Origin of the sequence: Actinoallomurus sp. CA-142502 (genome assembly GCF_050936355.1) — a bacterium.
In the GTDB taxonomy this organism is placed as follows: domain Bacteria; phylum Actinomycetota; class Actinomycetes; order Streptosporangiales; family Streptosporangiaceae; genus Actinoallomurus; species Actinoallomurus iriomotensis.
In genome coordinates, this window is the sequence record NZ_JBNJMY010000001.1 from 471626 (window position 1) to 485119 (window position 13494).

Consider the following 13494-nt stretch of genomic DNA (forward strand, 5'->3'; position numbering starts at 1 on the left):
ACAACCCTCTTCGCGCTCGCCTAGGCCGCCGTAATCGCAGGCAAGGCCAACAGCACCGCGTCACCGCGAACGCGACGGCCTATTTTCGGTCTGGACATATCCGATGACCGATATTTATAGGAAGCGACGTCCCGCCTTCAACTCGGAGGCAACGCCGGACCGTAGGCAGGTCCGTTCACGCCCCGAAGACCGTAAGCGAGGGCGGCAGTTCCCTGTGTCGATCTGGTGGCGTAGTCGTTAATAGTTTCTGCTGCTCAAAATAGTTACCCCCGTAGAAGCTGTACCAGGCGACTGGCCGACCGGCGGAACTATCGCGGCTTCTCTGCATGTGCCGAGCAGCCTGAGCACCAGGTTCTTAGAGGACAAGCTGACCCGGACCGCAGGGCCGGCTAAGGCCCGAGGACCGGAAGCGGCGCGTCAGCCGATCGCCCCAACCGCGTGACAGGCTGAGCCACCCATAGCGATCGTCACATGCTGCTTGGCCGTCGCGTAGGGGTCATGAGCCAGTCCAGCACCGCAGCCTATGGCGATAGGCCCTTCTGCGGGTGGGTTGCTCGCGCCTTCGATGGCGTCCGATGCTGACGGGGCGGTCGGCCGGTTCGGGCCGGGACCGGCCCGCAGAGGCCGCACGCCCGGCCCGAGGACCGGTCGGCCGCCGGCGTCCCGCGCAGCGGGGCGCCCTTGAAGACGTGAAGATAAGTCTCTTTCGATCTTGGTCGGCCGGGCGCGGCCAACCTGAAGACGGCGTTGAGGGGTCGGTTTAGCGGGCGCTGGTCGCGGGTTGGGATTCGGTCCAGACGTTCTCGAAGGCGTCGAGGTAGGCGCTTGCCGGCCCACTTTCCGTTGCAGTACGGAAGTGGAGGATCGGGGCCTGGGCGGCCGGGGTCGCGTAGATGTGCGGGTTGACCATCACATCGGCGTCGGCGCGGTAGATCGATGCGTACAGCGGGCTTCGGTGCAACCGCAGCTCGACTCCTCCGACCTCGCGCAGTGAGCGGTAGAGGGTGAGCGCGTTACGAACACGGGCGGCCATGACCTCGGCGCCGATGCCTTCTTCGGCTCCACGGTCGGCGATGTGGGGATCGTCGGGGTCTCCGAGCAGGATGCGGACTCGTACGCCGGCGTTGGCGCGGTCGGACAGGATGCTTTGAATCCCGGCGTCCTCGGCGAGGAAAAGGCCGCTGTAGACGAGGATGTCGATCTCCTGCTCAGCGCCTCGGAAGATGTGCCGCCATACGTTGTGCGGGACGGTCCAGCGCTGTGGGTACATCGCGACCAGGCCGCAGCCGGCCGTGCGGCGGCGCTGGTCGAGCTCGGGCCACAGGTCGGACTCCTCCACACCGACGAGATCGGCGACCGCCCAGCGGTGGCGCGGGTAGGGGACGCGGCCGGTGATCCAGCGTTCGACCGTCTTCGGGTCGACTCCCAGGGCTGAAGCGACGTCGACGGCTTGCAGACGCGCGCCGATCAGCGCATGGCGAAGGTTCTCGTTCACGGGTGACCTCCCGCGAGGGCTCAGGACACGAGCGACGCTAACACGAGAAGTCCCTAGACGTCCCACACTCAAGGTATAGACGTTCCTCGTCAGGCACGAAGCTCTTCAGCACGGAGCGTGACCAGACCGCTCATCGAGTCGACGAGGAGTCCCCGGATGGAGCAGCCTTCCCCGTCAGCGGAGAGGCAGTCGCTGGCCGATCTCCTCGGCGCCCTGCACCGTCGCGGTGTCAGCGCGATTGCGGGCGTCGACGACACGGGCTGGCCCTGCCTGACGGTGGCCGACAGCAAGTTGGTCACCCGGCGCGTAAACGTCAACCTGAGCCTTTGGTGGTTCACCTGGGGCAACGGGCACGACGAGCGCGTGTCATCTCATCGTGTCGAGGACGCCGCCGACCGGATCGCTCGCGTCGTCGAGGAAGGCTGGCCCGAACAGGCGGCAGTCGACTCCGGCGGGCACCTGTCGCAGGACCTCGACGAACACACGTCCTGAGGTCGGAATCGGAGTGGGTGAGCTACCGAGCGGCTACCGCGTCTTCCCCCTGATCGCGGAGCGGCTCCGGATGCGGATCACCTCCGGGCGATATCCGGCGGGCGGTTACCTCCCATCCGAGGCGGAGCTGTGTGCGGAGTTCCGCGTCGCGCGCAACACCGTCCGCCGCGCACTGGGAGTCCTGGAAGAGGACGGCCTGATCGCCACGATTCCCTCCAAAGGGCGGCTGGTACGGCACCGCGATGACCCGGCCCTCGCGGTGCCGTACCTCTATGCCGCCATCGCCGCCGAGTTGAGAGACCAGATCAGGTCTGGCGTCCTTGCGGTCGGGGCGATGCTGCCGAGCGAGACCGACCTTCGACGTCGCCGCAGCGCATCGCGGAACACGGTCCGGCAGGCGTTCACGCTGCTGGAACGCGAGGGACTGATCATCACCAAGCAGGGCAAAGGCCGTTTCGTCTGTGATCACTAGCAAGTGAGACGTCCTGGGACGTCCATCCTCAAAGCCGCCTCGTCATCTGACGCCGACCTATCGTGAACCGTATGGAACACGCCTCGTGGGCGCGCGACCTCGCCCGGCAACTCCTAGAGCGTCCTCTTCCTCGACGTTGGGCGCACACGCAGGGCGTCGCCGGCCGCGCCGAGTCTCTGGCTCCCCTCCTGGCCGGTGAGGCCGATCTGCTGGCCGCCGCCGCGTGGCTACACGACATCGGCTACTCACCCGAGATTGTGGACACCGGGTTCCACTCGCTGGATGGGGCGCGTTATCTGCGCGACGTCCAGGGCGCGGACGAACGGCTGTGCCGGCTGGTGGCGCATCACTCGTGCGCCACGTACGAGGCGACCGAGCGCGGCCTCCACGACACGCTCGTCGCCGAGTTCGACCCCGAACGTCCCGAGCTCGCCGAGGCGCTGACCTACTGCGACATGACGACCGGCCCGGACGGGATCCACCTCGACGTCGGCGACCGGCTCGCCGAGATCCACTCTCGCTACGGGCCAGAGCACCTGGTCAGCCGCTCGATCTCGGCCGCGACACCGTGCATCACCTCGGCGGTGCGGGCCATCGAGAGCGCGCTACCCGATGTACGGACGGACGTCTCCGGCTAGGTAGTGCTCGATCCGCATCCGCATTGACCGGTCCATGGCGAGTCCGGTGACCTCGTCGCGCGGCACCCAGCGGACCTCGCGAGACTCATCACTCGTGGTCGGTTCTCCGGAGACGGGCCGGGCCGTGAGGACGATGGAGAACTCCTGCCGTGCCTCGCCGTCCGAGGTGTAGAGGACCACATGCCGGGGGTCGGAGTAGATGCCGACGAGCCCGGTGATCTCACACGTGATACCGGTCTCTTCCAGGGTCTCCCGGACAGCCGCCTGCGGCAGCGACTCCCCCAGGTCGATCGCGCCCCCGGGCACCGCCCAGTTGTCATTGTCGGTACGACGGATCATCAACAGGCGTCCGGCGTCGTCGGCAACGACGACGTTCACGGACGGGACCAGGCTGTTGGCGGCCGGCGCGTTCGGGTCGTCGAAGTAGTCGATGCGGCGGGTCATGGTCAGGAATCCAGCGGGGTGGCCTCGTCCCAGACCCGCTCGAAGCTTTCCAGGTAGGTCGTCACCATGTCGCCTCCTGGCACCCGCTGCAGGTGGAGCGCGGGCGAGTTGGCCGCGGTGGCCCCGTAGATATGCGTGTTGACGAGGATCTGGTCGTCGCTCCGGTAGATCGAGTTGTAGAGCACGGTGCGATGCAACCGGATCTCCACCCCGTCCAGCCCGCGCAACGGCTTGTAGAGCACGAACGCGTTCCGGATCCGCGCCGCCATCCCCTCGCCGACGCCTTCTTCCTCGCCACGCTCGGCCACCTGCGGGGAGTCCGGGTCGCCGAGCAGGATCCGCACCCGTACGCCGGCCGCGGCCTTCTCGCTGAACATCCGGACGATGCCGGCGTACTCAGCGAGGAACAGGGCGCTGTAGACGAGAACGCCGATCTCGCGCTCGGCCGCGGCGAACAGACGTCCCCATGCATCCCGAGGAATCGCCCAGCGGTGGGGATAGACGGTGAGAATCTCACTCTCCGACGCGGAGGCGACCTGCTCGGAACTCAAAGCGTCCGGCCACAGGTAACCCTCGTCCACGTGCAGGAAGCTCGCCACGGCATAGCGATGCTTGCGGTACGGCGTGCGTCCCCGGGTGATCCACCGCTCGACCGTCTTCGGGTCGACCGCTACGGCCTCGGCCAGCTCGGCCACCGAGGCGCCACGTTCCAGCAATGCCGCGCGCAGTCTCTCGTTCGCCATGCCACCCGTCTCGAAAGGACGTCCAGGGACGCGGCAATCGTAGACCGGACGTCCTGCACACGTCCCATCCTGTAGTGATCCTGTCCCCCTTTCGCGCCGCATTCTCGGTGTCACAGTCCGCAACCGAGGCGGGCTTCGGGAGAAAGGAGGACGAAGATGACCGACCAGGTTTTCCCGCCCGAGGAGGAAGGCACCTGCGAGTGCGGCGCGCTGCTGGAGGAGGGCTGGACGTCGTGCACCAAGTGCCGGGCCCGGACGCGCTGGCTGCGGCGTCAGGTCGGGCGGCGCATCGCTGCGCGGCGCCCTGGAGGAACTCGGCGTCCGGCCGGGCGGCCCAGCCGTAAGGCCGAGGCGGGGGTGAGCTGGACATGAGCGCGCTCCCCCTGGTCGCCGCCGGACTGGTCGGCTGCGCCGTACTCGTCGGCTTCGTCATCGCGCTGCTCGGGATGCGTCACGAGGCGCCCTGGACGCGTCTGGACACGACGGCGCCGAGCCGGGCAGCGGGTTACGCGCGGTGGCTGAACGGCTGCCGCGTCCTGGACAGCCGGCCTACTTCTTCGCCGAAGCGGACCGGCCTCCCAGCTCAGCAACGGTCGCCTCAAGCCGTTCGATGCGGCGCGACTGCTCCCGCAGTGCGGCACGGATCTCGGTGAGCGGGTCCTCGCTTGTGCCGGACGGCTCGGGTGCCGCGTCCTCGCGGACGAAGACGCCCTTGCCCTGCTGGCCTACGACCAGGCCCTCCGTACGGAGGATGCCGACGGCCATCTTCACGACGCCGAGCGAGACCTCGTACGTCTCGGCGAGCCGGGCGGTCGACGGCAGCGGGGAGCCCGGGGCCATCTCGCCGGTACGGATCCGCTCGCGCAGGTCGTCGGCGATCTGCAAATAGCCGGCCCGGCCCGTCCTCTCGACCATCCGCACCTCTCCTGTCGCCTGTCGGCCTCTAGTTCAGCACAACCGGTCGACATGGCCAACCACGAAGTCCTTGACTGCACAGTCGACTAGGTCGACTATGTTGTCTAAGTAACCCAACGAAGGAGGTTCCCAATGCGCAACATCCCGATCCCTGTCGACGTCGCCAAGCTGACGTTCGTCTGCGTCGCCGCGCCTCGGCCTCGGCTGCTCAACAAGGAGACCGGCGAGGTCAAGACCGACAAGAGCGGCCAGACCGTGTACGAGGTGGCGCTGTCGGCCACCGACGAGACCGGCCGGATCGAACTCATCCGCGTCGGGGTGTCCGGTGAACCGCCGGTCACCGTCGGCACGCCCGTACTGCCGGTCGACATGGTCGGCTACGTCTGGGAGATGACCCGCGGCGGCGAGGCCCGCTGGGGCATCTCCTACCGGGCCGCCTCGATCGTCCCCGCCGAAGAGGGGATCGCCGTTGCCTGAACCGGCGTGGGCGATCCTCGGCACCGCCGCGACGTGCGCCGTCGGGCTGTGGGCCTGGCGCCGCCTTCACTACCGGTCGTTCTGGCCGGTGGCCGGCTTCCTGTTCGCGGCCATCAACCTCCGCATCACCTGGCGTTCGGTCGCACTCGGCTGCGGCCTGACCAAGAAGCGGCACCGCTGGTGGTTCACCGTGGTCCCACGGGCGGTCGCCTCCACGGGCATCGTGAAGGTACGCCGCCGCTTCCAGCGGGTCGTCGTCGACGCCGCCCCGTGGATGTGGCTACCCCGTCCGACCCGGCACGGCTGGCGCGTCAGCCTGTCGCTGCTGGAAGGGCAGGTGCCGGGCGACTACGCAGACGCGGCCGAACGGCTGGCGCACTCCTGGGGCGTCCACGCCGTCCGGGTGTCCTCACCACGTCCCGGACGCGTCGTCCTGGCCGCCACCGTCCGCGATCCGCTGGTCAAGGTCGACCAGATCCCGGCGTCCGCCGACTTGCTCAAGGTCGCGGTCGGACGGCTGGAGACCGGACGGCCGTGGGTCATCGACTTCCGTACGATCCCGCACTGGCTGAACGCCGGAGCCACCCAATCGGGCAAGTCGAACCTGGCGAACGCGCTGATCGTCGGCCTAGCCCCGCAGCGCGTGGCCCTGGTCGGCCTCGACCTTAAGGGCGGGGTGGAGTTCGCCCCGTACGAGCCGCGGCTCTCAGCGCTGGCCACCACGCGGGGCGAGTCGATGCGGTTGCTCGCCGACCTGGTCGGGCTGATGGCCGACCGCATGGGGCTGTGCCGCACGGCTGGTGCCCGCAACGTCTGGCGGCTGCCTCCGCAGCTGTGCCCGGTGCCCGTCGTGGTCCTGGTCGACGAGCTGGCAGAGCTGTTTTTGATGGCCGACAAGTCCGAGAAGGACGACGTAGCGCGGACCTCGACCGCGTTGCTTCGCGTCGCCCAGCTCGGCCGCGCTTTCGGCATCTACCTGTTCCTGTCCGGGCAGCGCATCGGGTCCGATCTGGGGCCAGGGGTCACCGCCCTGCGCGCCCAGTGCTCGGGCCGGGTCTGCCACCGGGTCAACGACCCGGAGACGGCGACGATGACCCTCGGCGACCTGGACCCCGACGCGTTGGTCTCCGCCCGCGCGATCCCGGCCGAGACGCCCGGCGTCGCGATCGTCGCCGGACAGGACGGCCAGTGGTACCGCGCCCGGTCCTTCTACGTCTCCGAAGAAGCCGCCGAGCATGCCGCGCACTCCCACGCCGATCGGACGCCGTCCTGGGCGGACATCACCGCCGCTCGTCTTTCGCCCGTTCCTGATGACCACCGTCCCGCGCTGCAAAGCGCATGACCCACCAGAGAGGGGGACACGATGCGACGTCTCGTCGGCCTGCTGCTGGACTCCGGGCCGGTCGTCGTGCTGGCCGTCATCGCGGGCGCCGGATCGTTCACCCACATCCGCGACACCGCTGCCCAACACGGCCAACGCGGCCCGATGGCCTGGGCCGTCGCCGTCTGCGTCGACCTGACCTGCGTCATGGCCGCCCGCGAACGGCAACGCGACAAACGGATCGGTCGGCACGGAGGGCCGGTCTCCTGGCCGACGCTCGTCCTGATCGGCGGCATCACGCTGTCGCTGGCCGCCAACCTCGCCCAAGCGGGCCCATCCGCCTGGGGCCGGGTGGTCGCCGCGACACCCGCCGGGGCCTTCCTCGTCGCGGTCTCGATGCTCGAACGCCGCTCGTCCGGCCGTCGTCCTGCCTCGTCCCCGGCCTCCGCCCCGTCCCCGGCCCCGCCGTCCTTCGGCCGCCCGCCGGACGGCTCACAGGACGAACGCCGGGACGAACCACAGGACGAACCGCCGCGCCAGGACGAACGCGTCCCGTCCGGACCGACACCGGCCGACTCGCTCGTCGCCTACGCCCGCCGCGTCGCCGACGAGCACCACCAGCGGCACGGCCGTCCGATCACCCGCGACGTGCTCCGCGCCCGCCTCGGCGTCTCCAACCAGCTCGCCTCCGACCTGCTCCGCCAGATCCGAACCGCATGAGAAGGGAGATCACTCGATGACCACACCACCGATCGTTCCCGGCGACCTGTTCGCCCGTAACCAGACCGTCGCCGGCCTGCGCGCCCTGGCCGACTTCCTGGAAACCAACCCGGCCGTCCCGGTCCGCGAGTACGGCTGCGACTACACGGTCTTCGCCCGCGCCGACACCGACGCGGCCGAACGCGCCGAAATCGACCGAATCGCCGCCACGCTCGGCAAGACCGCCTGCGACGAGACCGGCCGTGGCGGGCACTACCGGGTGTCCAAGACCTTCGGCCGTATCACCTACACCGCCGTGCACATCCCGGCCCGCTGCAAGGCCGCACACGACGCACTGATGACCTACGCGCCCGCGTTCGACACCGACCGGGACGTGGCGTGAGCGACACCGACCAGCCCATCCTCACGCCGCCCGTGCAGCACTACCAGTGCTGGGACTGCGGTGGTACCGGGCTGGACTCGATCGGTGACGTCTGTCCGCACTGCGAGGGCCTCGGCTTCTGCTGAGCCTTCGGCGCCCCCGGCCTGGCCGTACATCCGCCAAGACGCCTGCCAGGTCGGGGGCCATCCCCATCACCCAACGAGTGAGAGGAGGTCTCCATCTTGCCCACATTCACCACCGATCCGCACGCGATCGCGGGCATGATCACCCGCCTACACGATCCGGAATACGCCCGATGGGCCACCCAGATCAGACAGACGGGCGGCTGCCGACAGCCGATCCAACTCCGCGGCCACGTCGAACACCGCGACCCCGCCACCGGTCAGGTCCTGCACCGCTACTCCACGCACCGCGAGCCCGGTGGCGTCCTGCGGGTCGCCTGCCGAACCCGACGGGCCTCCCGCTGCCCGTCCTGCGCCGAGGTCTACCGCGCCGACACCTACCACCTCATCCGCGCCGGCCTCGTCGGAGGCAAGGGCGTACCAGAGGCAGTGAGCGCGCACCCGTGCCTGTTCGTCACCTTGACCGCCCCGTCATTCGGGTCGGTCCACACCCGATGTGAACGCAACGGCCGGGTCCTGCCCTGCCACGCCCGGCGGGGCGCATCGATTTGTCCGCACGGCACGCCGATCTCCTGCACCGCCCGACACACCGCCGACGATCCCCGGCTCGGTGAGCCGCTGTGCGGCGAGTGCTACGACTACGCCGCCAGCGTCCTGTTCAACGCCGCCGCACCCGAACTGTGGCGCCGATTCACCGACGCCCTGCGCCGACGCCTCGCCAAGCTCACCGGCCTGACCCTGCGCGAGCTGCGCGAACAACTCCGGGTCTCCTTCGCCAAAGTCGCCGAGTACCAGCGAAGGGGTGTCGTCCACTTCCACGCCGTAATCCGTCTCGACGGCCCAGACGGGCCGGACACCACTCCACCGGTATGGGCGACCGCGGAGCTGCTGACCGATGCCGTACGCCATGCCGTCGGCGCGGTCACCGTCACGATCCCCGCTGGTGGCGGGGAACCCGAACGGGTTTTGCGCTGGGGAGAACAGCTCGATGTCCGTCCCATCACCACCGAGGGTGACTTGACCGACCAGGCCGTCGCCGGCTACGTAGCCAAGTACGCCACCAAGGCCGCCGAGTGCGTCGGCACCCTCGACCGTCGGATCAACCTCCTCGACGACCTCGACGCACTACCGATCCGCGAGCACGCACGGTGTCTGATCGCCGAATGCCTCCGGCTCGGCGTCTTGGAGCACCTGGCGGACCTGCGGCTTGTGCAATGGGCGCACATGCTCGGCTTCCGCGGCCACTTCTCCACCCATTCGCGCCGCTACTCCACGACGCTCGGTGCCCTGCGTGCCGAACGTGCCGAACACGCCCGCGTCGAGACCACCACCGGACGCCTGCCGTACTTCGACGAAGACACCGTCCTCGTCGTCGCGCACTGGGCCTACGCCGGACGCGGACACTCACCAGGCGACGCACTCCTCGCCGCCGCACTCACCGGAACACCGCCACCCGACCCCAGCAGCACCGGGAGGGTCGCATGAGCGAACCCGCCGTGCTCACCGTCGACGAGGCCGCCGAACGCCTGCGCGTCAGCCGCTGGACCCTCTACAACCTCATCCGTTCCAACCAACTTCGAACCGTCAAGATCGGCCGCCGCCGTCTCATCCCGGTCTCGGCCATTACCGAATGCCTGGAGCAGCTCATGGAGGTGGCTGTCTGATGGCCCGCAAGACTTCAGGCGAGGACGAAGGAAAGCGCGGCGGCCGGGGTCGTGGCCGCGCCAACGGGGAAGGCTCGATCTTCCCCTACCGCAAGGGCTATGCCGCATACGTGTGGGTGACCACGCCGGAGGGCAAGCGGGTGCGGAAGTGGGCGTACGGCAAGACGCGCGAGGAGACCCACGAGAAGTGGCTCAAGCTCCACGACGAGGCGCGTAAGGGGCCGGTCGCCACCAAGTCTCCGACCCTGGCCGATCACCTGGCGTACTGGCTGCGGGAGGTCGTCAAGGAGCCGGAGTACGCGCCGCTGACCTGCGCGACGTACGAGACATTGACGCGCCTCTACATCCTGCCCGGCCTCGGCAAGAAGCGGCTGGACAAGCTCACTGTCCGCGACGTGCGAGCGTGGCTAAACGAACTGCGGGAAACGTGCCAGTGCTGCGCCCAGGGTAAGGACGCCCGACGGCCGGAAAAGAAACGGCGCTGCTGCGCCCGCGGAAAGCGGTACTGCTGCCAGCAGATCGCCTCCGATCGGACGATCCGGGATGCCTGGACGGTGCTGTGTAGCGCGCTGACCAATGCGGTGACCGAGGAACTGATCGCCAAGAACGTCGCCGGCATGCTCAAGGTCTCCAAGCCGCGAAAGCGCAAGGTCAAGCCATGGACGGTCGATGAGGCGCGCCGGTTCCTGGAGTCGGCCAAACGTGAGGGCGACCCTCTCTACGCCGCGTACGTCCTGATACTCGTGCTCGGCCTCCGTAAGGGAGAGGTGATCGGCATCCCCTGGAACGCGGTCGACCTCGACGCGGGAGAACTCGACATCGCGTGGCAGCTCCAGCGGGTCCGCCGCCAGCTCCTCCACCGCGAGACCAAGACCGAAGCCTCCGACGCCACGCTGCCGCTGCCGGAGATCTGCATCACGGCCCTACGCATGCGCCGGGAAGACCAGGAACGCAGCAAGGCGGCGACAGGGGAGACCTGGGAGGAATCCGGCCTCGTCTTCACGACACGAAACGGGACGGCGTTCGAGCCGCGGAACTTCAACCGTCGCTTCGAGACGCGATGCGACCGGGCCGGTGTCCGGCGGATCACCGTCCACGACACCCGCCACACCTGCGCGACGCTGCTCGCCGCGCTCGACGTCCATCCCCGTGTCGCCATGCACATCCTGCGGCACGCCCAGATCGACGTGACCATGAACGTCTACACCGAGGTATCCGACAGCAAGACGCTCAAGGCATTGAAGCGCCTCGGCAAGCAACTCGACTCGTGAGGCGCTGCCGTACTCGTCGAAGGCGGGGATCGTTCCCGCACAGGGGCAGTCCCAACGGGCTCCGCACGTTGATGTGCGGAGCCCCGTGCTTTCCACACATCTGGGAGTGGTTCCACCAACGCCGACAGCCAGTTCCCCGGCGAGAGTGCCAAACCCAACGGTCGCGTTGCTTCACGTCGAATAAGACACTCAAGGCCTTAAGACGCCTCGGCAAGGGCTCGGTCCGTGCACGGCGGCCGTGGGCGTTGCTGTACTTCGCTGCTGTACGGACACCAAAAAGCCCCCTTCCGTGATCGGAAGGGGGCTCTGAGCTGGTCGGGGTGGCGGGATTTGAACCCACGACCTCTTCGTCCCGAACGAAGCGCGCTACCAAGCTGCGCTACACCCCGGTGGCCACAGATCGTCGTTCAACGCCTGCGCCGGAACTACTCTAGCGGACGTTCACCCCTGCCCGCGCCGTCGCGCCCTGATCATGCCGGGACCAATGTCAGCAACGACGCCTCCGGGGGGCAGCAGAAGCGGACCGGGGCGTACGGTGACGTGCCCAGGCCGGCCGACACGTGGAGCCAGGCGCCCGCGTGGCGGTGCAGGCCCTTGACGCGTGGGCGGTCGATGCCGCAGTTCGTCACCAGGGCACCGTAGAACGGGACGCACAGCTGTCCGCCGTGGGTGTGGCCCGCCAGCAGCAGCTGGTAGCCGTCCGCGGCGAAGCGGTCGAGGTTGCGGGGTTCCGGGGAGTGCATGACGCCGATGCTCAGCGCGCCGCGGGACACCGGGCCGGCGATCTCGTCGTAGCGGTCCTTGCCGATGTGGGAGTCGTTGATGCCGCCGAGCTCCACCTCGACGTCGCCGACCTTGAGGCTGCCCGTGTGGTTGTTGAGGTCCAGCCAGCCGGCCGCGGTCAGGGCGGCGCCCAGCTCCTCGTACGGCAGGTCGGGCACGGTACGGCGTTTGGCGTAGTCGGCGCGGCTCGTACGCCACAGGTAGCGCGCCGGGTTCTTCGGCACCGGGGAGTACATGTCGTTCGATCCGTACACGAACACGCCGGGGCGGTCGAGCAGCGGTCCCAGCAGCGACAGGAACGGGCCGATGGCGTCCGGGTGGGAGATCGAGTCTCCGGTGTTGACGACGAGGTCCGGCTCCAGGGAGTCCAGCGCGGCGACCCAGTTGATGAGGCGGCGGCGGCCCGGGGTCAGGTGCGTGTCCGAGATGTGCAGGATCTTGACAGGCCGCTGGCCGGGGGCGAGCACGGGTACGTCGAAGCGCCGCAGGCGGAACCAGTTGCGTTCGATGACGGACGCGTAGCCGATGCCGGCGACACCAAGACCCAGAGCCCCGAGGGGGACGGCGTATCTCTTGAGCACACACCCATCGTGCCAGACGTGCCACGCCGAATTATTGGAAAGCGCAGGCCCGCGACGGCACGGTTAGATGTTGACCATGTTGAAGGAGAAGCTCCAGGCCGACCTGTCGGTCGCGATGAAGGCGCGTGACGAGGTTCGCACCCGTACGCTCCGTATGGCGTTGACGGCGCTCACCAACGAGGAGGTGTCGGGCAAGCAGGCGCGTGAGCTGTCCGACGACGAGGTCGTCAAGGTGCTGCAGCGCGAGGCCAAGAAGCGCCGTGAGGCGGCCGAGGCGTTCGACGGGGCGGGCCGTACGGAGCAGGCGGAGGCCGAGCGTGCCGAGGGCGTCGTGCTCGAGGAGTACCTGCCCGCGCAGCTGTCCGACGAGGAGCTGACCGCGCTCGTCGCCGACGCGATCGCCGAGACCGGCGCGGCCGGGCCGCGGGCGATGGGTCAGGTGATGAAGGTCGTCACGCCGAAGGTCGCGGGACGGGCCGACGGCCGTCGCGTGTCCGGTGAGGTCAAGCGCCAGCTCGCGGAGTGACTCACCCGAACGCGTCGGTGAAGCGCGTCAGCAGGCGGGCGAAGTCGGCGCGGTCGGCCGGTGACCAGTCGGCCATCGCCGCCGCGAACTTCGTACGGCGGTGGTCGTGAACCTGTTCGGACAGGTCACGGCCCGCCTCCGTACGGGCGAGGAGCGTACGCCGGCCGTCGGCTTGGTCGGCCTCTCTGCGGATGAGGCCGGCCGCCACGGCGGCGGCGACCAGCTTGCTGGCGCGGGGCTGGTCGACGCTCAGCGCGGTCGCGACCTCGGAGACGCCGATCGGGGCGCCCGCGTGTTCGGCGGCCTCGACGGCGTCGAGCACGCCGAAGGTCGCGTCGTTGACCTGGGCCTCGCCGGCGAGAGTCCGCCGCGTCATCCGCCGGCGGAGGCGGACCATGGCCCGCTCGACCACCTCAACGGGTTCGACCGGCATCGATGTCCTCTCGAT

General features: G+C 68.9%; 19 protein-coding genes and 1 tRNA gene. 13 read left to right on the forward strand and 7 right to left on the reverse strand.

What is annotated here, in order from left to right; genetic code table 11:
* Window positions 1-760: 760 nt before the first annotated feature.
* On the reverse strand, window positions 761-1495 hold the full coding sequence (locus ACQEV1_RS02645) for an XRE family transcriptional regulator (RefSeq protein ID WP_433390692.1): 735 nt from the start codon (window positions 1493-1495) through the stop codon (window positions 761-763).
* Between the two features lie 156 nt (window positions 1496-1651).
* Between ACQEV1_RS02645 and ACQEV1_RS02650 the strand changes: the two genes are divergently transcribed.
* The 3 genes from ACQEV1_RS02650 to ACQEV1_RS02660 all read left to right on the forward strand — a co-directional run bounded on the left by ACQEV1_RS02650 (window position 1652) and on the right by ACQEV1_RS02660 (window position 3097).
* Window positions 1652-1987: a hypothetical protein gene (locus tag ACQEV1_RS02650; RefSeq protein ID WP_433390695.1), complete on the forward strand. Its 336-nt coding sequence runs from the start codon at window positions 1652-1654 to the stop codon at window positions 1985-1987.
* A 13-nt stretch (window positions 1988-2000) separates the two neighbouring features.
* On the forward strand, window positions 2001-2459 hold the full coding sequence (locus tag ACQEV1_RS02655) for a GntR family transcriptional regulator (protein WP_433390698.1): 459 nt from the start codon (window positions 2001-2003) through the stop codon (window positions 2457-2459).
* A gap of 71 nt (window positions 2460-2530) precedes the next feature.
* The gene (locus ACQEV1_RS02660; protein ID WP_433390701.1) at window positions 2531-3097 is read left to right on the forward strand and encodes an HD domain-containing protein; all 567 of its coding nucleotides are present in this window, start codon (window positions 2531-2533) and stop codon (window positions 3095-3097) included.
* Here ACQEV1_RS02660 and ACQEV1_RS02665 read toward each other — a convergent pair.
* Window positions 3065-3541, reverse strand: coding sequence for an NUDIX hydrolase (locus ACQEV1_RS02665; protein ID WP_433390704.1), 477 nt, complete (start codon window positions 3539-3541; stop codon window positions 3065-3067). The genes ACQEV1_RS02660 and ACQEV1_RS02665 overlap by 33 nt on opposite strands.
* Before the next feature lie 2 nt (window positions 3542-3543).
* A complete protein-coding gene (locus ACQEV1_RS02670; RefSeq protein ID WP_433390707.1) occupies window positions 3544-4284 on the reverse strand; it encodes a helix-turn-helix domain-containing protein in 741 nt (246 codons plus the stop codon).
* A gap of 156 nt (window positions 4285-4440) precedes the next feature.
* Here ACQEV1_RS02670 and ACQEV1_RS02675 point away from each other — a divergent pair, with 156 nt between their 5' ends.
* Window positions 4441-4656, forward strand: a complete 216-nt coding sequence (locus ACQEV1_RS02675) for a hypothetical protein (protein WP_433390710.1) — start codon at window positions 4441-4443, stop codon at window positions 4654-4656.
* Window positions 4657-4833: 177 nt separating this feature from the next.
* Here the strand turns inward: ACQEV1_RS02675 and ACQEV1_RS02680 are convergent, their stop codons facing one another.
* Entirely contained in the window at window positions 4834-5199 is a 366-nt protein-coding gene (locus ACQEV1_RS02680; protein WP_433390713.1) for a GntR family transcriptional regulator, read from the reverse strand.
* 132 nt (window positions 5200-5331) lie between these two features.
* On the opposite strand from ACQEV1_RS02680, the gene ACQEV1_RS02685 reads away from it, so the two are divergent.
* From ACQEV1_RS02685 to ACQEV1_RS02720, 8 genes are all read left to right on the forward strand, one after another.
* Window positions 5332-5676: a hypothetical protein gene (locus tag ACQEV1_RS02685; RefSeq protein WP_433390716.1), complete on the forward strand. Its 345-nt coding sequence runs from the start codon at window positions 5332-5334 to the stop codon at window positions 5674-5676.
* Window positions 5669-7018, forward strand: coding sequence for an FtsK/SpoIIIE domain-containing protein (locus ACQEV1_RS02690; protein WP_433390719.1), 1350 nt, complete (start codon window positions 5669-5671; stop codon window positions 7016-7018). The genes ACQEV1_RS02685 and ACQEV1_RS02690 overlap by 8 nt, the downstream gene beginning before the upstream one ends.
* A gap of 21 nt (window positions 7019-7039) precedes the next feature.
* Window positions 7040-7717, forward strand: a complete 678-nt coding sequence (locus ACQEV1_RS02695; RefSeq protein WP_433390722.1) for a DUF2637 domain-containing protein — start codon at window positions 7040-7042, stop codon at window positions 7715-7717.
* A 16-nt stretch (window positions 7718-7733) separates the two neighbouring features.
* Window positions 7734-8099: a hypothetical protein gene (locus tag ACQEV1_RS02700; RefSeq protein WP_433390725.1), complete on the forward strand. Its 366-nt coding sequence runs from the start codon at window positions 7734-7736 to the stop codon at window positions 8097-8099.
* On the forward strand, window positions 8096-8224 hold the full coding sequence (locus ACQEV1_RS02705) for a hypothetical protein (RefSeq protein WP_433390728.1): 129 nt from the start codon (window positions 8096-8098) through the stop codon (window positions 8222-8224). The genes ACQEV1_RS02700 and ACQEV1_RS02705 overlap by 4 nt, the downstream gene beginning before the upstream one ends.
* 135 nt (window positions 8225-8359) lie before the next feature.
* A complete protein-coding gene (locus ACQEV1_RS02710; RefSeq protein WP_433405830.1) occupies window positions 8360-9706 on the forward strand; it encodes a replication initiator in 1347 nt (448 codons plus the stop codon).
* Window positions 9703-9885, forward strand: a complete 183-nt coding sequence (locus ACQEV1_RS02715; RefSeq protein ID WP_433390731.1) for a helix-turn-helix domain-containing protein — start codon at window positions 9703-9705, stop codon at window positions 9883-9885. Before ACQEV1_RS02710 ends, ACQEV1_RS02715 begins: the two co-directional genes overlap by 4 nt.
* Window positions 9885-11156, forward strand: coding sequence for a tyrosine-type recombinase/integrase (locus ACQEV1_RS02720; protein ID WP_433390734.1), 1272 nt, complete (start codon window positions 9885-9887; stop codon window positions 11154-11156). The genes ACQEV1_RS02715 and ACQEV1_RS02720 overlap by 1 nt, the downstream gene beginning before the upstream one ends.
* Window positions 11157-11468: 312 nt before the next feature.
* Here ACQEV1_RS02720 and ACQEV1_RS02725 read toward each other — a convergent pair.
* Both ACQEV1_RS02725 and ACQEV1_RS02730 read right to left on the reverse strand, forming a co-directional pair.
* A tRNA-Pro gene (locus ACQEV1_RS02725) sits at window positions 11469-11545 on the reverse strand.
* Window positions 11546-11626: 81 nt separating this feature from the next.
* Window positions 11627-12520, reverse strand: a complete 894-nt coding sequence (locus tag ACQEV1_RS02730) for a metallophosphoesterase (RefSeq protein WP_433390737.1) — start codon at window positions 12518-12520, stop codon at window positions 11627-11629.
* 67 nt (window positions 12521-12587) lie between these two features.
* Here ACQEV1_RS02730 and ACQEV1_RS02735 point away from each other — a divergent pair, with 67 nt between their 5' ends.
* Window positions 12588-13046, forward strand: coding sequence for a GatB/YqeY domain-containing protein (locus ACQEV1_RS02735; RefSeq protein ID WP_432705667.1), 459 nt, complete (start codon window positions 12588-12590; stop codon window positions 13044-13046).
* 1 nt (window position 13047) lies between these two features.
* Here the strand turns inward: ACQEV1_RS02735 and ACQEV1_RS02740 are convergent, their stop codons facing one another.
* Window positions 13048-13479, reverse strand: coding sequence for a MarR family winged helix-turn-helix transcriptional regulator (locus tag ACQEV1_RS02740; RefSeq protein ID WP_433390741.1), 432 nt, complete (start codon window positions 13477-13479; stop codon window positions 13048-13050).
* Window positions 13480-13494: the final 15 nt, after the last annotated feature.